Here is a 17,057-nt window from a genome sequence, read left to right as displayed (position 1 = left end):
CTCCCGCGGTCTTCCCGCCCGATTATCGACGCTCCGCCCGCGGCCGGGGGAGCGTTTCCCGCCGATCACGCGAAAGCGGGGCCCGGTCCACCGGGCCCCGCTTTCGCGTCCGCTCGCCGCGCGCTCCTACTGGTCCGCCAGACGGCCCAGCTGCACCAGGGACGTGCCGCGCTTGCGCGAGGAGAAGTACGCGCGGCCCGGGGGCATCGGCCGGGGCCGCACGTTGCCGATCAGGTCCCCCTCGGAGGGGTCGCCCGACAGGACCACGCCCTGCGCGCCGAGCTCCTTGAAGCGCTGCATGAACGGCTCGTACATCGAACGCGAGGCACCCGCCGAGTTGCGCGCGATGATGAAGCGGACACCCGTGTCCCGGGCGAAGGGCAGGTACTCCACCAGCGGGGCCAGCGGATTGCCCTGGCTGGTCGCCACCAGGTCGTAGTCGTCGATCACGATGAACACGTCCGGGCCCGTCCACCAGCTGCGGTCGCGCAGCTGCTGCGGGGTGACGTCCGACGGCGGCTGGCGCCGGGAGAAGACCCCGCCCAGCGCCTCCATGTGCGTCTGCAGCGAGCTTGCCATCGGCGCGTACTCCAGCAGGTGCTCCTCCGGCAGCGCCCCGAGCAGGCTGCGCCGGTAGTCGCCGACGACGAGGCGGGCCTGGTCCGGGGTGTACCGCTCCGCGATCTGCCGGCAGATCAGCCGCAGCAGGTTCGTCTTGCCGGACTCGCTCTCGCCGAACACCAGGAAGAACGGGTCGCTCTCGAAGTCGACGAACACCGGCTCCAGGTCCGTCTCGTCGATGCCGATCGCCAGCCCGCGGCCGGGCTGGTCCCCGCCCCGGGGCAGCTGCTCCGCGTGCAGCAGCCGCGGCAGCAGCCGTACGCCGGGAGCCGGGGCCCCGGCCCAGTTCTGCTTCACCGACGACACGAACGCGGCCGTGGCCTCCGACAGCTCCTCCGGGTCGTGCGCTCCGTCGACCCGCGGCAGCGCGCCCAGGAAGTGCAGCTTCTCCGCGACCTGGCCGCGGCCCGGCATCCCCGTCGGCACGTTCGCCGCGACCTTGCGGTCGAACTCGGAGTCCATGACGTCGCCGAGGCGCAGCTCCAGCCGGTTCAGCATCTGGTCCTTGAGCGCGGCCCGCACCTCCATGTACCGCGCCGCAGTGATCACCACGTGGATGCCGTAACCCAGACCCCGCGAGGCGATGTCCGTGACCACCGGCTCCAGGCCCTCGTACTCGGTCCGGAAGCCGCCCCAGCCGTCGATGACGAGGAACACGTCGCCCCACGGCTCGCCGGGCAGGTCGCCCGCCGCGCGCCGGCGCCGGTACGTGCCGATCGAGTCGACGTTGTTCGCGCGGAAGAACTCCTCGCGGCGGTTGAGGATGCCCCCGACCTCCGCGACCGTACGCCGCACCCGCTCCGGGTCCAGGCGCGAGGCGATCCCGCCCACGTGCGGCAGCTCGGCGATCGAGGACATGCTGCCGCCGCCGAAGTCCAGCCCGTAGAACTGCACCTCGCGCGGGGTGTGCGTCAGCGCGAACGAGGAGATCAGCGTGCGCATCAGCGTCGACTTGCCCGACTGAGGACCGCCGACCACCATCATGTGGCCCGCCGCACCCGAGAAGTCCCGGTACAGCACCTCGCGCCGCTGCTCGAACGGCTTGTCGATGAGGCCGAGCGGTACGACGAGCCCGCCGGGCCGCGTGTACCCCTCCGCGTGCAGCCCCCGCTCCGCCGAAGGCGCCAGCGCCGGCAGCAGCTGGTCCAGCGGCGGGGCCTGGTCGAGCGGCGGCAGCCACACCTGGTGCGCCGGCACCCCCTGGCCCTCCAGCCGGCCCACGATCACGTCCAGCACCGTGTCAGCGAGGGCGTCGTCCTCCCGCTGCGACTGCGCCGCCAGGTACGCCGGGTCCGGTGCCGCGTACACGACCGGCACCGGCGTCGCCGTGAACAGCGCGGGCCGCCGCTCCACCGGGAACAGCCCGACCGACAGGTCCGGACCGCCCGAGCGGTAGGTGCCCGAGACGTACGCCGCCTTGAAGCGCGTCATCTCGTCCGTGCCGAACTTCAGGTAGCCCGAACCCGGCACCGAGGGCAGGTGGTACGCGTCCGGCACGCCGATCGCGGTCCGCGACTCCGCCGCCGAGAAGGTCCGCAGACCGATCCGGTACGACAGGTACGTGTCCAGCCCGCGCAGCTTGCCCTCCTCCAGGCGCTGCGAGGCCAGCAGCAGGTGCACGCCCAGCGAACGGCCGATGCGGCCGATCTGGATGAACATGTCGATGAAGTCGGGCTTGGCGGTCAGCAGCTCGCTGAACTCGTCGATGACCAGCACCAGCGAGGCCAGCGGCTCCAGCGGGGCGCCCGCCGCGCGCGCCTTCTCGTAGTCGTGGATGTTGGCGTAGTTGCCCGCCGAGCGCAGCAGCTCCTGGCGGCGCTGCAGCTCGCCGCGGATCGAGTCGCCCATGCGGTCGACCAGGGTGAGGTCGTCCGCCAGGTTGGTGATGACCGCGGCCACGTGCGGCATCTGCCCCATGCCCGTGAAGGTCGCGCCGCCCTTGAAGTCCGCGAGGACGAAGTTCAGCGTCTCCGAGGTGTGCGTGACCGCGAGTCCCAGCACCAGCGTGCGCAGCAGCTCCGACTTTCCGGAACCGGTCGCGCCCACGCACAGGCCGTGCGGGCCCATGCCCTCCTGCGCCGCCTCCTTCAGGTCCAGCATGACCGGCGCGCCGTCCTCGCCGACGCCGATCGGCACGCGCAGCCGCTCGCCGGCCGAGCGCGGCCGCCAGGTCCGGGCCACGTCGATCGAGGCCGCGTCGCCCAGGTTCAGCAGGTCCGTGAAGTCCAGGTTGGCCAGCAGCGGTTCGTCGTCGTCCCCGCCGCCCGTGCGCAGCGGCGCCAGCTGGCGCGCGAGCGCCTCCGCCGCCGGCAGCGACAGCGTGTCCGGTACGCCCTCGTACGCGATCCCCGCTCCCGACTCCAGCCGCAGCCGGTGCGGCCGCACCACGACCGACAGCCCGCCGCGCGGCTCGTCCAGCTCGCCCGCGACCACCTCGACGATGGTCACGCCCTGCAGACCCTCGGCCGCGGCGAACGCCGATTCCGGCGGTACCAGACCGCCGCGCGAGTTCGCGTCCAGCACGATGACCAGGTGCGGCTGGTCCAGGACCGGGGACACGTCCCGGCTGAACCGAGGCCGACCCTCCAGCCGGGGCGCCAGCAGCCCTTCCAGCTCGGTCAGGTCATCGCTGAACAGCCGCTTCGTACCGGCCCCGTCGACCTGCCCCGGCACCTGCGTGTGCGGCAGCCACTTCGTCCAGTCCCAGGACGGCACCGCTCCCGGCGCCGCCACCACGGCCACCACCAGGTCCTCGGGGGAGTGCAGCGTCGCCAGCTGCGCCACCAGTGCCCGCGCCGCCCCGCGCGCCGACTCCGGCTCGCCGGACACCGTCACGTGGTAGAACGCCCGCAGCGACACCGCGACCGGCAGCCCGTCCAGCGAGGAGTGCACCTTCAGGAAGCGCTGCATCGCGCCCGCCGTCAGCGGCTCCAGCTCGTCCACCGGCGCCGTGTCCGGCGCCACGAGCGGGGTCGCCAGGCGCTGCGCGCCCAGCCCCAGCCGGGCCTGGCCGAAGTCCTCGTCGCCGACGCGCCGCTCCCACAGCCGCGAACCCTCCGCCACCACCGACCACAACTGCTCGGGCGCCGGGTGCAGGTACAGCTGTGCGTCGCGCTGCGCCCGGGCGGTCCTGCGGACCTGACGGCGGGTCTGCGCGAGGTACTTCAGGTAGTCCCGCCGGACATCGGCCATTTGCCCCTGCGTACCGCGCCGGTGGCGCACCAGCTGGGCCAGGACCATGCCCACCGTGGACACCAGCATCAGCACACCCATGATGCGCATGAAGGGCGCCGCACCCGGCATGAAGAAGAAGACGACCGACGAGCCCATGCCGAGCATCGGCAGGAGCTGCATCAGCATGCCCTCCTGCTGCCCGCGCGGAAGCTCCGGCGGAGCCTCCAGTCTCAGCTCGTCCGAAGGAACTTCGGGCGGCAAGGACCGCGGCGGGCGTTTGACGACGATCTGACTCACCGGAGCATCAATCCCTCGAAAACGGACGGGACGTCGCAACCGGCGCCCCCAAGTCCCGGGCGCGAAGGGGGTCTCCCCTGCGCGACGGTGATCCTACTTGCCGACAGTCACTCATACGCCCGGTAGGGTGGCCCGCGCAGTATGCGCATCCGCGAATCCACGGCGAATCCAAGGCAGCGGTGCATGCACCCGCTTCGCCAACCAGGGGGGTCACACAGGTGAGTACGGCCGCAACGACGGGCTTCTGCAGGGTCACCGTCGTGGCTCCCGACAGCCGCATCGACGTCGCCCTCCCCGAGGACATCGCCGTCGCCGACGTCTACCCGGAGCTGCTGCGCCTCACCGGCCAGACGCAGCCCGTCGGGGCCCCCACCGGCTTCCACCTGGTGCGCCGCGACGGCACCGTGCTCGACGGCGCCCGCACCCTCGCGGCCCAGCAGGTCCTCGACGGCGAGGTGCTGAGCCTGCGCCCGTTCGCCGACTCGCTGCCGCCCGCCGTCTTCGACGACGTCTCCGACGCCGTCGCCTCCGCCGTCGTCCGCGACCGCCACCGCTGGAGCGACGACATGCTGCGCGGCGCGGGCCTGATCGGCGCCGCCCTGCTGCTCGTCCTGCTCGGCTTCGTCCTCTGGTACGCCGACCCGGTCCGCCACGACATGCACGGCCTGCCCGGCATCATCGCCGGCGCCGCGGGCGTGCTCCTGACCGCCGCCGCCGGCGTGCGCGCCCGGGTCTACCGCGACCGCGGCTCCGCCGTCGCCCTCGGCCTCGGCGCCCTCCCGCACCTGCTGATCGCCGGCTCCGGCATCATCGCCGCCGGCGCCGGCGAGGGACCCGGCAAGCTCCAGTTCCTCCTCGGCTGCGTCTGCGTCCTCGTGGCCTCCGTCGCCCTGGTCGCGCTCACGCCCAACGGGGACGCCCCGTTCGTGGCGGCCACCTTCCTCGCCGCCACCGGGACCCTGGCCACCTTCCTCGCCATCGTCACCGGCGCCTCCGCCACCGCGACCGCCGCCGTCTGCGCCCCCGTCGCCATCGGCCTCGTCGCCTTCCTGCCGGGCCTCTCCGCCCGCTTCGCCCGGCTGCCCATCGGCTACGCCGCCCCGCAGAGCGCCGTCGAGGATTACGAGACCCCCGACCGCTACGAGGCCGAGGCGTACGCCGACCCCTCCGGCGGCGAGCAGCACGACCCGGGCGCCCCCCTGGACGCCGAGGCCATCGCCGCCCAGGCCCGCCGCGGCCACGAGATGCTGCTCGGCCTGGTCGGCGGCTGCGCCGCGGTCGCCGTCGGCTCCGCCGCCGTCCTCGGCTTCTCCGACAACACCTGGGGCCGGCTGCTCGCGCTCACCACCGGGCTGGCCATGCTGCTGCGCGCCCGGCTCTTCCGCTACACCTCGCAGGTCGTGTGCACCCTGGTCGCCGGCCTGGCCGCCATCGCCCTGCTGATCCTGGGCCTGGCCCTGCACCCGCCGGCCGACCTGGTCCGCGAGCTCGTCCAGTACCACGACCGCGGCGGCCTGGACCTCCGTACGATCTGGCTCTCGGCGGCCGTCGCCGCCGGCGCGGCCCTCCTCGCGGGAATTGCGCTTGTCATCCCGAGCAAGGGCCTGTCACCCTTCTGGGGACGGCTGCTCGACCTCACCGAGGCGGCAGTACTGCTCAGTCTCGTTCCGCTGGCCCTCGCCGTGCTGGACGTGTACGCCCGGGCCCGCGCTCTCACCAGCTGAGACAGGGGCCGCGCGGCAGCCTGGTACGCTGTGTGACGGCCGTTTGTGTACGCGCCTCCGGAATTCCTCTGGGGGCTGCGCTCAGCGGACCCCGCCTCCCGAGTTACGGAAGATCCCCAGAGAATTCGACCTGGGGCACTCGGTGGCCACGAAGACCTATACGAGGAGTACGCGTGTCGCTCGACGCCGCTACGAAGAAGCAGATCATCGCCGAGTTTGGTGCCAAGGAGGGCGACACCGGCTCCCCCGAGGTCCAGGTCGCGATGCTCTCCAAGCGCATCACGGACCTGACCGAGCACCTCAAGACCCACAAGCACGACCACCACTCCCGTCGTGGTCTGCTGATCCTGGTCGGCCAGCGTCGCCGCCTGCTGCAGTACCTGGCCAAGAAGGACATCCAGCGCTTCCGCGCGCTGGTCGAGCGCCTCGGCATCCGCCGCGGTGCGGCCGGCGTCAAGTAAAGACGCTGTGAAGGGAGCGGTTCCCACACCTCGGGGGCCGCTCCCTTTGCTGTACGTGCGCTCGCTCTGCGTGCGGGACGTACCGGACGCTTTGTAGTCTGGACGCAACGTGCGCGGCGAACCACGTGCACAACTGAAGAGGAGGAGCGCCCTCCCAGGCCGCCGGTCCTCGGTAGTGGTACCCGGAGAGCCCCACGGGCACCGAACCGGGTACTTCGATCGAAGACCGGCCCGCACGCAAGGAGCGCTTCTCCGCACCGTCCGCAGCCACACGGGCAGCGGACGGAGACGACGAAAATGGAGAAAACGCTAGTGGAGAACGAGACCCACTACGCCGAGGCCGTCATTGACAACGGTTCCTTCGGCACCCGCACCATCCGCTTCGAGACGGGCCGTCTGGCCCGCCAGGCCGCCGGCTCCGCCGTTGCCTACCTGGACGACGACACGATGGTGCTTTCCGCCACCACCGCGTCGAAGAAGCCCAAGGACCAGCTCGACTTCTTCCCCCTGACGGTGGACGTCGAGGAGCGCCAGTACGCGGCCGGCAAGATCCCCGGATCCTTCTTCCGCCGCGAGGGCCGCCCCTCCGAGGACGCGATCCTCACCTGCCGTCTGATCGACCGCCCGCTGCGCCCGTCCTTCAAGAAGGGCCTGCGCAACGAGATCCAGGTCGTCGCCACCGTCATGGCGCTCAACCCGGACCACCTGTACGACGTCATCGCGATCAACGCCGCGTCCGCGTCCACGCAGCTGGCCGGCCTGCCCTTCTCCGGCCCGATCGGCGGCGTCCGCGTCGCGCTGATCCGCGGCCAGTGGGTGGCCTTCCCGACGCACACCGAGCTTGAGGACGCCGTCTTCGACATGGTCGTCGCGGGCCGCGTCCTGGAGGACGGCGACGTCGCGATCATGATGGTCGAGGCCGAGGCCACCGAGAAGACCATCGCCCTGGTCAAGGGCGGCGCCGAGGCGCCGACCGAGGAGATCGTGGCCGCCGGCCTCGACGCCTCGAAGCCCTTCATCAAGGCCCTCTGCAAGGCGCAGGCGGACCTGGCGGCCAAGGCCGCCAAGCCCGAGGGCGAGTTCCCGGTCTTCCTGGACTACCAGGACGACGTGTACGAGGCCCTCGCGGCCGCCGTCAAGGGCGACCTCGCCAAGGCGCTGACCATCGCGGGCAAGCAGGACCGCGAGGCCGAGCTCGACCGCGTCAAGGACATCGCCGCCGAGAAGCTCCTCCCGGCCTTCGAGGGCCGCGAGAAGGAGATCTCCGCCGCCTACCGCAGCCTGACCAAGGCCCTGGTGCGCGAGCGCGTCATCAAGGACAAGGTCCGCATCGACGGCCGCGGGATCACGGACATCCGTACCCTCGCCGCCGAGGTCGAGGCCATCCCGCGCGTGCACGGCTCGGCGCTGTTCGAGCGTGGCGAGACCCAGATCCTGGGCGTCACCACCCTCAACATGCTCCGCATGGAGCAGCAGCTGGACACCCTCTCCCCGGTGACCCGCAAGCGCTACATGCACAACTACAACTTCCCGCCGTACTCCGTCGGTGAGACCGGCCGCGTGGGCTCGCCCAAGCGCCGCGAGATCGGCCACGGCGCGCTCGCCGAGCGCGCCATCGTGCCGGTCCTCCCGACCCGCGAGGAGTTCCCGTACGCGATCCGTCAGGTGTCCGAGGCCCTCGGCTCCAACGGTTCGACGTCCATGGGCTCGGTCTGCGCCTCCACCATGTCGCTGCTGAACGCGGGTGTGCCCCTCAAGGCCCCCGTCGCCGGCATCGCCATGGGTCTGATCTCCCAGGAGATCGACGGCAAGACCCACTACGTCGCCCTCACCGACATCCTCGGTGCGGAGGACGCGTTCGGCGACATGGACTTCAAGGTCGCCGGCACCAAGGAGTTCGTGACCGCGCTCCAGCTGGACACCAAGCTCGACGGCATCCCGGCCTCGGTCCTGGCCGCCGCCCTCAAGCAGGCCCGCGACGCCCGCCTCCACATCCTCGACGTGATGATGGAAGCGATCGACACGCCGGACGCCATGTCCCCGTTCGCCCCGCGGATCATCACGGTCAAGATCCCCGTGGACAAGATCGGTGAGGTCATCGGCCCCAAGGGCAAGATGATCAACCAGATCCAGGAGGACACCGGCGCCGAGATCACGATCGAGGACGACGGCACCATCTACATCGGTGCCTCCGACGGCCCGGCCGCCGAGGCCGCCCGCGCCACGATCAACTCGATCGCCAACCCGACCATGCCGGAGGTCGGCGAGCGCTACCTGGGTACGGTCGTCAAGACCACCACCTTCGGTGCCTTCGTCTCCCTCATGCCCGGCAAGGACGGCCTGCTGCACATCTCGCAGATCCGCAAGCTCGCCGGTGGCAAGCGCGTGGAGAACGTCGAGGACGTGCTCGCGGTCGGCACCAAGGTCCAGGTGGAGATCGCCGAGATCGACCAGCGCGGCAAGCTCTCGCTGGTCCCCGTGATCGACGGCGAGACCGCCGGCGACGATGCTGACAAGGACGACTCCGACAAGTGACGTCGCGTAGTTCCCGTGTGACGGCCCGCCCCTCTTCGGAGGGGCGGGCCGTCGCCCGTACCCAAACCCTCCTCAAGGGCGAGAACGGCATCGGCACCGTCCGGCGCACGGTCCTCCCCGGCGGACTGCGCATCGTCACCGAGACACTGCCCTCGGTCCGCTCCGCCACCTTCGGCATCTGGGCGCACGTGGGCTCCCGGGACGAGACGCCCACGCTCAACGGCGCCACGCACTACCTGGAGCACCTCCTCTTCAAGGGCACGCACAAGCGCAGCGCCCTCGACATCTCCTCCGCGATCGACGCGGTCGGCGGGGAGATGAACGCCTTCACGGCGAAGGAGTACACCTGCTACTACGCGCGGGTGCTCGACACCGACCTGCCGCTGGCGATCGACGTCGTCTGCGACATGCTCACCGGCTCGCTGATCCGCGAGGAGGACGTCGACGCCGAGCGCGGGGTCATCCTCGAAGAGATCGCGATGACCGAGGACGACCCGGGCGACTGCGTGCACGACCTGTTCGCGCAGACCATGTACGGGGACACCCCCCTCGGCCGCCCGGTCCTCGGCACCGTCGACACGATCAACGCCCTCGGCGCCGACCGGATCCGCCGCTTCTACAAGAAGCACTACGATCCCCGCCACCTGGTCGTGGCCGCGGCCGGCAACGTCGACCACAACAAGGTCGTGCGCCAGGTCCGCGCGGCCTTCGAGAAGGCCGGCGCCCTCGGCAACACCGACGCCGAGCCGATCGGCCCGCGCACCGGCAGCAAGCGGATCCGCACCTCCGGCCGCGTCGAGCTGATCGACCGCAAGACCGAACAGGCCCACGTGGTCCTCGGCATGCCGGGCCTCGCCCGGACCGACGAGCGCCGCTGGGCGCTCGGAGTGCTGAACACCGCCCTCGGCGGAGGCATGTCCTCCCGCCTCTTCCAGGAGGTCCGCGAGAAGCGCGGCCTGGCCTACAGCGTGTACTCGTACACCTCGGGCTTCGCCGACACCGGGCTCTTCGGCGTGTACGCGGGCTGCCGCCCCAACCAGGTCCACGACGTACTGCGGATCTGCCGCGGCGAGCTCGACAAGGTCGTCTCCGAGGGGCTCACCGACGAGGAGATCAAGCGGGCCATCGGCCAGCTGTCCGGCTCCACCGTCCTCGGCCTGGAGGACACCGGCGCGATCATGAACCGCATCGGCAAGAGCGAGCTGTGCTGGGGCGACCAGATGTCCGTCGACGACCTGCTGGCCAAGATCGCGTCCGTCACCCCGGACGACGTACGCGCCGTCGCCGCCGACGTACTGGCCCAGCGGCCGTCGCTCGCGGTGATCGGCCCGCTGAAGGAGAAGCAGGCCGCCCGCCTCGGCGAAGCGGTGGCCTGAGACCCTGACACCCCGGGGCCGGGCACAGGCCGCCGCCGGCCGGTGCCCGGCCCGTACGACAGGAAGCGAACAAGCATGAGCAGCAAGCTGCGGGTAGCGGTTCTCGGCGCCCACGGGCGCATCGGCTCCGAAGCGGTCAAGGCCGTCGAGGCCGCCGAGGACATGGAGCTGGTGGCCGCCCTCGGGCGCGGCGACAAACTGGAGACGCTGGCCGAGGCCGGCGCCCAGGTCGCCGTCGAGCTGACCACCCCCGCGTCGGTCATGGGGAACCTCGACTTCCTCATCGGCCACGGCATCCACGCGGTCGTCGGCACCACCGGCTGGAACGAGGAGCGCCTCGCCCGGCTCGACTCCTGGCTGGCCGGGTCCCCGCAGACCGGTGTGCTCATCGCCCCGAACTTCTCCATCGGCGCCGTCCTCACGATGAAGTTCGCCGCCCAGGCGGCCCGCTACTTCGAGTCCGTCGAGGTCGTCGAGCTCCACCACCCCCACAAGGTCGACGCCCCCTCCGGCACCGCCACCCGCACGGCGCAGCTCATCGCGGCCGCCCGCGCAGAGGCGGGCTGCGCCCCGCAGCCCGACGCCACCGCCACCGCCCTCGACGGGGCGCGCGGCGCGAACGTCGACGGGGTCCCGGTGCACGCGATCCGCCTGCGCGGCCTGCTGGCCCACCAGGAGGTGCTCCTCGGCGGCGAGGGCGAGACCCTGACCATCCGTCACGACTCCCTGCACCACAGCAGCTTCATGCCGGGCATCCTGCTCGGCGCGCGCCGCGTCGTGCAGCACCCGGGCCTCACGTTCGGCCTGGAAAACTTCCTCGACCTCGGCTGATGAGCAGGCAGTAGTACCCATGCGCGCGAAGATCACCTACTTCCTCACGGCCGCCGTCCTGGTCGTCTACTTCGTCCTGGCCGGCAGCCGGGGCCTGATGCTGATCCGGCAGGGCACCGCACTGACCGTGGTCTTCGGCGGCGCGGTGCTGATCCTGCCGGTCATCGGCATCTGGTTCCTCTGGAAGAACACGCAGTTCGTGACGAGGGCCAACCAGCTCGCGACCGAGCTGGAGGCCGAGGGCGGGCTGCCCGTCGACGAGCTGGAGCGGGACCAGTACGGCCGGATCCTGCGCGACTCCGCCGACGAGGTCTTCGCACGCCGCAAGGCCGAGACGGAGGACGCGCCGGGGGACTGGCGCAGCTGGTTCCGCCTCGCCGTGGCCTACCACGACGCCCGCGACACGCCGCGGGCCCGCAAGGCCATGCAGCGTGCCATCGCCCTGCACGGCGGCCCGCGCCGCCAGGCCGCCCGCCAAGGCTCGTAGGCCCCGCGGGGAGACCCCGTAGACCCCGGAAGCCCGTACGGGCCGCGTGAGCGGATCCCGTACGGGCTTCCGGGGTCTTGGGGCTTCGGCGTCAGACGGGCACGGCCCGGTACTCCTCGGCCCAGGCCTCGACCGTGTCGGCGGCCCGGTCGAAGGCCTCGCCGCGCGACAGGAAATCGGCGTTGTGGTCGGTCAGCAGCACCGGCAGCTCCGCGCCGCCGCGCCCGGCCGCCGTCAGGGCCTGTCCCTGGACGGTCCGCGGCAGCCCCAGCCAGCGCACCGGCTGCTGGACCGTACGGACCTCGGTGATCTCGTCCCAGGCGATCGAGCGGGTCCGGAAGAACGACACCCGGCGCAGCCCCGAGGGGCTCACCCAGACGCCCGTCCGCAGGATCCGCAGCGCCGAGCCGATCACGCAGAGCGCGGCGACCAGGCAGACGAGGGCGCCGGCCCAGGTGCCCGCGAAGGCGATGATCATCGTGGCGAGCAGCATGAACGCGGCCAGCAGGAGCAGCACGGCGGCGCCGGCCACCCGCCAGGGCCCGGGCCGGTACGGACGGCGCCAGCGGTCGGGATCGGCGTGGGCGAGGACGTCGTCGCCGTCACCGTCTTCGTGCGCGTCCAACGCGCGGTCGGCCGTCAAGAAGGGCAGGGGCACGGCTGTACCTCACTCACATGCACGTTCGGTTGGGCTTGACCGTGAGGCTACCGCCCCTCGGAGGCCCGCGACTGCTGCGACTTGGCGGGCGCCTGGTGGGGCTGCAGCGCCGGCATGCCGAAGAGCAGGGAGCCGACGAGCCCGGCCACCACGGTCAGCCCGACCAGACTACGGGCGGCCATCTGGGCCGTGCCCAGACGCTCGCGCGGCGGCGGAGTGACATTGCTGCGGAAGCGGTCGGCCTCGGCGACGAAGGCGAACGGGACGGGCTCGCTCCGGCGAAACATAGAGCGACTCTCCTCACGGTCGGGCCCGGGGGGCGGCGGTGACGGGTGCGTGTGTCGTGTACTGGGAAAGACGTACGAACCGCCCAATCGGTGCCGGAATTCGGGACATTAACCAAATTTTATGGCTGGGTGTCAGCTGAAGGGGTGACCGATCCGCCGCCCGTGACGGCGGGAGAGCTGCGCGGGGAGCCGCGGGCCGCGCCGTAGAGTGGGCGCGCCCCAAGAGATCGTTCGGAAGGACCCCCGGTGAGCGAGAACCCCGCTTCAGACCTGAAACCCAGCTTCCGCAGTGATGTGACGGTGGAGCTGGTGAAGCACTCCGCCGCCGACTCCGACGTGCTGTGGGCCGCCCGTGTCTCCACGGCCGGCGAGCAGTCGCTCGAAGAGCTCCGGAAGGACCCGGAGCGCTCCAAGGGCCTCATCAACTACCTGATGCGCGACCGCCACGGCAGCCCGTTCGAGCACAACTCGATGACGTTCTTCATCAGCGCCCCGATCTTCGTCTTCCGCGAGTTCATGCGGCACCGCGTCGGCTGGTCGTACAACGAGGAATCGGGCCGCTACAGGGAGCTGGAGCCGGTCTTCTACGTCCCGGACGCCGAGCGCAAGCTGGTCCAGGAGGGCCGCCCGGGCAAGTACGTCTTCGTCGAGGGCACCGCGGCCCAGCAGGAACTGACGGGCCGGGTCATGGAGGACTCGTACCGTCAGGCCTACGAGGCCTACCAGGAGATGCTGGCGGCGGGCGTGGCCCGCGAGGTTGCCCGTTCGGTCCTGCCGGTCGGACTTTTCTCCTCGATGTACGCCACCTGCAACGCGCGCTCGCTCATGCACTTCCTCGGCCTGCGCACGCAGCACGAGCTCGCGACCACCCCGTCCTTCCCGCAGCGGGAGATCGAGATGGTCGGCGAGAAAATGGAGCGGCACTGGGCCTCGCTCATGCCGCTCACGCACGCCGCGTACAACGCCAACGGCAGGGTCGCCCCGTAAGGGACGGTACGACCCGATGGGGACGGATGAGCCCATGGCGTACAGATGTGCGGAGTCAAGTCCGAAGTGTCCGTATTGCCACGTTTCGTAAAGTTCATCTAGGCTGATCAAACGGACCCGGCACTGCTTGAACCCCCGAGCAGGCAGTGCCGGGATCCAACAACCCTCCCGGCCCGTGCCGGGAGCCACACCCTCTTGACGTCCCCCGAGGGGACAACGCGAGCATGGCAGCGAGTAGCGTGTTACCCATGGCTCCGATCTCGACTCCGCAGACCCCCTTCGGGCGGGTCCTCACCGCCATGATCACGCCGTTCACGGCGGATGGCGCACTCGACCTCGACGGCGCGCAGCGGCTCGCCGTCCACCTGGTGGACGCAGGCAACGACGGCCTGATCGTCAGCGGGACCACCGGTGAGTCCCCGACCACCACCGACGCGGAGAAAAACGACCTCGTACGAGCCGTCCTGGAAGCCGTCGGCGACCGGGCCCACGTCGTCGCCGGCATCGGCACCAACGACACCCGTCACACCCTGGAGCTCGCCCGCCAGGCCGAGCGCACCGGCGCCCACGGCCTGCTCGCGGTGACCCCGTACTACAGCAAGCCGCCTCAGGAAGGCCTCTACCGGCACTTCACGGCGATCGCCGACGCCACCGAGCTCCCGGTGATGCTCTACGACATCCCCGGCCGCAGCGGCGTCCCGATCAACACCGAAACGCTGGTGAGGCTCGCCGAGCACCCCCGCATCGTGGCCAACAAGGACGCCAAGGGCGACCTCGGCCGCGCCAGCTGGGCCATCGCCCAGAGCGGACTCGCCTGGTACTCCGGCGACGACATGCTGAACCTGCCGCTGCTGTCCGTCGGCGCCGTCGGCTTCGTCTCCGTGGTCAGTCACGTGGTCACCCCCGAGCTCCGCGCGATGCTCGAAGCCCACCTGGGCGGCGACGTCCAGAAGGCCACCGAGATCCACCAGAAGCTGCTGCCCGTCTTCACCGGCATGTTCCGTACGCAGGGTGTGATCACCACCAAGGGCGCACTGAACCTCCAGGGCCTGCCCGCGGGCCCGCTCCGCCTCCCGCTGGTCGACCTGACGGCCGAAGAGACGGCCCAGCTCAAGCTCGATCTCGCCGCCGGCGGGGTACAGCTCTGACAACAGACTTCACAACTGAATAAGCAAGACGAACACAACAGACGAGTGCAAGTGCACGAATGACATGCGCGCCACGTGCCTTACGACGAGGTACCCGGCGTGTGTGGTGAGGAGATACTTTTGAGCCATCCGCACCCTGAACTCGGCCCGCCGCCGAAGCTGCCGAAGGGCGGCCTCCGGGTCACCCCGCTGGGCGGCCTCGGCGAGATCGGCCGCAACATGACCGTCTTCGAGTTCGACGGCCGCCTGCTGATCGTCGACTGCGGCGTTCTCTTCCCCGAGGAGGAGCAGCCGGGCATCGACCTGATCCTGCCGGACTTCTCGTCCATCCGGGACCGGCTCGACGACGTCGAGGGCATCGTCCTCACGCACGGCCACGAGGACCACATCGGCGCCGTCCCGTACCTCCTCCGGGAGAAGCCGGACATCCCGCTGATCGGCTCCAAGCTGACGCTCGCCCTCATCGAGGCCAAGCTCCAGGAGCACCGCATCCGCCCCTACACCCTTGAGGTGAAGGAAGGCGAGCGCGAGAACCTCGGTCCCTTCGACTGCGAGTTCATCGCGGTCAACCACTCCATCCCGGACGCCCTGGCCGTGGCCATCCGCACCGGCGCGGGCATGGTCGTGTGCACCGGCGACTTCAAGATGGACCAGCTCCCGCTGGACAACCGCCTGACCGACCTGCACGCCTTCGCGCGTCTGAGCGAGGAGGGCATCGACCTCCTCCTCTCCGACTCGACGAACGCCGAGGTCCCGGGCTTCGTCCCGCCGGAGCGCGACATCTCGAACGCCATCCGCGGCGTCTTCGCGAGCGCGCAGAAGCGGATCATCGTGGCCTCGTTCGCGAGCCACGTGCACCGCATCCAGCAGATCCTCGACGCCGCCCACGAGTACGGCCGCCGGGTCGCCTTCGTCGGCCGTTCGATGGTCCGCAACATGGGCATCGCCCGTGACCTGGGCTACCTGCGCGTCCCGGCCGGCCTCGTCGTCGACGTCAAGACGCTCGACGACCTGCCGGACGACGAGGTCGTGCTGGTCTGCACGGGCTCCCAGGGCGAGCCGATGGCGGCCCTGTCCCGCATGGCCAACCGCGATCACCAGATCCGGATCGTCCCCGGCGACACGGTGATCCTGGCGTCGTCCCTGATCCCGGGCAACGAGAACGCGGTCTACCGCGTGATCAACGGCCTGACCCGCTGGGGCGCCAACGTCGTGCACAAGGGCAATGCCAAGGTGCACGTCTCCGGCCACGCCTCCGCCGGCGAGCTGCTGTACTTCTACAACATCTGCAAGCCGCGGAACCTCATGCCGGTCCACGGCGAATGGCGCCACCTGCGCGCCAACGCCGAGCTCGGCGCCATGACGGGCGTTCCGAAGGACCGCATCGTCATCGCCGAGGACGGCGTGGTCGTCGACCTGATCGACGGCAAGGCCCGGATCTCCGGCAAGGTCCAGGCGGGGTACGTGTACGTGGACGGCCTGTCGGTCGGCGACGTCACCGAGTCCTCGCTGAAGGACCGCCGGATCCTCGGCGAAGAGGGCATCATCTCGGTCTACGTCGTGGTGGACAGCACCACCGGCAAGGTCGTCAGCGGCCCGAACATCCAGGCCCGCGGCTCCGGCATCGAGGACTCGGCGTTCGCGTCGGTCCTGCCGAAGATCGAGGAAGCCATCGCCCGCGCCGCCGCCGACGGCGTCGCGGAACCGCACCAGATCCAGCAGCTCATCCGCCGGACCATGGGCAAGTGGGTCTCGGACGGCTACCGCCGCCGCCCGATGATCCTCCCGGTCGTCGTCGAGGTCTGAGCCTCGCCGTAGCGCCGTCACCGGAGCGGGGCAACCGGATTTGCATCCGGGGGCCCCGCTCCAGTACGTTTACGTCTCCACCGCGCACAACACCCGGGCACACACGTGTGCCTGTACGTGCCGTGCGCGAGCGGGTGGGATTCACGACCAGGGAAACCTGATAAAGTCTGATCCTCCCGAAAGGGAAAGACCCTCCAACGGTCACCGAATTCAATTCCACTCCGAAAACGGAGCAGAAAGAATCTGGTAAGGTTGGAACCGCCGGAAAGGGAAAGCGCTAAAGCGAAGAACCTGGAAAGCAAGCGGAACTGACTCTGATAGAGTCGGAAACGCAAGAACGAAGAACGAAAGCCCGGAGGAAAGCCCGAGAGGGTGAGTACAAAGGAAGCGTCCGTTCCTTGAGAACTCAACAGCGTGCCAAAAATCAACGCCAGAAGTTGATACCCCGTCCACTTCGGTGGATGAGGTTCCTTTGAAAAAGACCTGTGAGGTCGCCTTCGGGTGATGCTTGCAGGCAATTACACAGCGAGGACGCAGTGGTCAGTCGGTCATATTCCGACATGATTGACCCGCTCAACGTGTGTGTGCACCGGATTACCGGTAAACATTCATGGAGAGTTTGATCCTGGCTCAGGACGAACGCTGGCGGCGTGCTTAACACATGC

12 protein-coding genes are annotated in these 17,057 nt (G+C 70.3%); 9 read left to right on the top strand and 3 right to left on the bottom strand.

What is annotated here, in order from left to right:
• Positions 1 to 126: 126 nt before the first annotated feature.
• A complete protein-coding gene (gene eccCa, locus AB0M92_RS05645; protein ID WP_366100830.1) occupies positions 127 to 4,092 on the bottom strand; it encodes a type VII secretion protein EccCa in 3,966 nt (1,321 codons plus the stop codon).
• A gap of 218 nt (positions 4,093 to 4,310) precedes the next feature.
• On the opposite strand from eccCa, the gene eccD reads away from it, so the two are divergent.
• From eccD to AB0M92_RS05615, 6 genes are all read left to right on the top strand, one after another.
• Positions 4,311 to 5,816, top strand: coding sequence for a type VII secretion integral membrane protein EccD (gene eccD, locus AB0M92_RS05640; protein WP_366100829.1), 1,506 nt, complete (start codon positions 4,311 to 4,313; stop codon positions 5,814 to 5,816).
• Between the two features lie 173 nt (positions 5,817 to 5,989).
• Entirely contained in the window at positions 5,990 to 6,277 is a 288-nt protein-coding gene (rpsO, locus tag AB0M92_RS05635) for a 30S ribosomal protein S15 (RefSeq protein WP_048475599.1), read from the top strand.
• Between the two features lie 312 nt (positions 6,278 to 6,589).
• Positions 6,590 to 8,812, top strand: a complete 2,223-nt coding sequence (locus tag AB0M92_RS05630; RefSeq protein ID WP_366101150.1) for a polyribonucleotide nucleotidyltransferase — start codon at positions 6,590 to 6,592, stop codon at positions 8,810 to 8,812.
• Positions 8,809 to 10,188 carry a pitrilysin family protein gene (locus AB0M92_RS05625; protein WP_366100828.1) on the top strand — a complete coding sequence of 460 codons (1,380 nt, stop codon included), beginning with the start codon at positions 8,809 to 8,811 and terminating at the stop codon, positions 10,186 to 10,188. The genes AB0M92_RS05630 and AB0M92_RS05625 overlap by 4 nt, the downstream gene beginning before the upstream one ends.
• A 75-nt stretch (positions 10,189 to 10,263) precedes the next feature.
• Complete coding sequence (gene dapB, locus AB0M92_RS05620; protein ID WP_366100827.1) at positions 10,264 to 11,019, top strand: 4-hydroxy-tetrahydrodipicolinate reductase; 756 nt, start codon at positions 10,264 to 10,266, stop codon at positions 11,017 to 11,019.
• A 19-nt stretch (positions 11,020 to 11,038) separates the two neighbouring features.
• A complete protein-coding gene (locus AB0M92_RS05615) occupies positions 11,039 to 11,506 on the top strand; it encodes a hypothetical protein (protein WP_366100826.1) in 468 nt (155 codons plus the stop codon).
• A 91-nt stretch (positions 11,507 to 11,597) separates the two neighbouring features.
• On the opposite strand, the gene AB0M92_RS05610 is transcribed toward AB0M92_RS05615, so the two are convergent.
• Positions 11,598 to 12,164, bottom strand: coding sequence for a PH domain-containing protein (locus tag AB0M92_RS05610; RefSeq protein WP_366100825.1), 567 nt, complete (start codon positions 12,162 to 12,164; stop codon positions 11,598 to 11,600).
• A gap of 47 nt (positions 12,165 to 12,211) precedes the next feature.
• Positions 12,212 to 12,451, bottom strand: coding sequence for a hypothetical protein (locus tag AB0M92_RS05605; protein WP_366100824.1), 240 nt, complete (start codon positions 12,449 to 12,451; stop codon positions 12,212 to 12,214).
• Between the two features lie 246 nt (positions 12,452 to 12,697).
• On the opposite strand from AB0M92_RS05605, the gene thyX reads away from it, so the two are divergent.
• From thyX to AB0M92_RS05590, 3 genes are all read left to right on the top strand, one after another.
• On the top strand, positions 12,698 to 13,438 hold the full coding sequence (thyX, locus tag AB0M92_RS05600; RefSeq protein WP_366100823.1) for an FAD-dependent thymidylate synthase: 741 nt from the start codon (positions 12,698 to 12,700) through the stop codon (positions 13,436 to 13,438).
• A 248-nt stretch (positions 13,439 to 13,686) separates the two neighbouring features.
• On the top strand, positions 13,687 to 14,586 hold the full coding sequence (dapA, locus tag AB0M92_RS05595) for a 4-hydroxy-tetrahydrodipicolinate synthase (RefSeq protein ID WP_366100822.1): 900 nt from the start codon (positions 13,687 to 13,689) through the stop codon (positions 14,584 to 14,586).
• Positions 14,587 to 14,706: 120 nt separating this feature from the next.
• The gene (locus AB0M92_RS05590; RefSeq protein WP_366100821.1) at positions 14,707 to 16,392 is read left to right on the top strand and encodes a ribonuclease J; all 1,686 of its coding nucleotides are present in this window, start codon (positions 14,707 to 14,709) and stop codon (positions 16,390 to 16,392) included.
• Positions 16,393 to 17,057 lie beyond the last annotated feature (665 nt).

Origin of the sequence: Streptomyces sp. NPDC051582 (assembly GCF_040681715.1) — a bacterium.
In the GTDB taxonomy this organism is placed as follows: Bacteria; Actinomycetota; Actinomycetes; order Streptomycetales; family Streptomycetaceae; genus Streptomyces.
Note: the sequence above shows the minus strand (reverse complement) of the source record. Positions and strands in the feature narration are given on the sequence as shown.

What these genes read in the sequence shown, in the direction of transcription:
- dapB (WP_366100827.1), top strand. Translation starts at nt 10,264, where the DNA reads ATGAGCAGCAAGCTGCGGGTAGCGGTTCTCGGCGCCCACGGGCGCATC.
- AB0M92_RS05615 (WP_366100826.1), top strand. Translation starts at nt 11,039, where the DNA reads ATGCGCGCGAAGATCACCTACTTCCTCACGGCCGCCGTCCTGGTCGTC.
- AB0M92_RS05605 (WP_366100824.1), bottom strand. Translation starts at nt 12,451, where the DNA reads ATGTTTCGCCGGAGCGAGCCCGTCCCGTTCGCCTTCGTCGCCGAGGCC.
- dapA (WP_366100822.1), top strand. Translation starts at nt 13,687, where the DNA reads ATGGCTCCGATCTCGACTCCGCAGACCCCCTTCGGGCGGGTCCTCACC.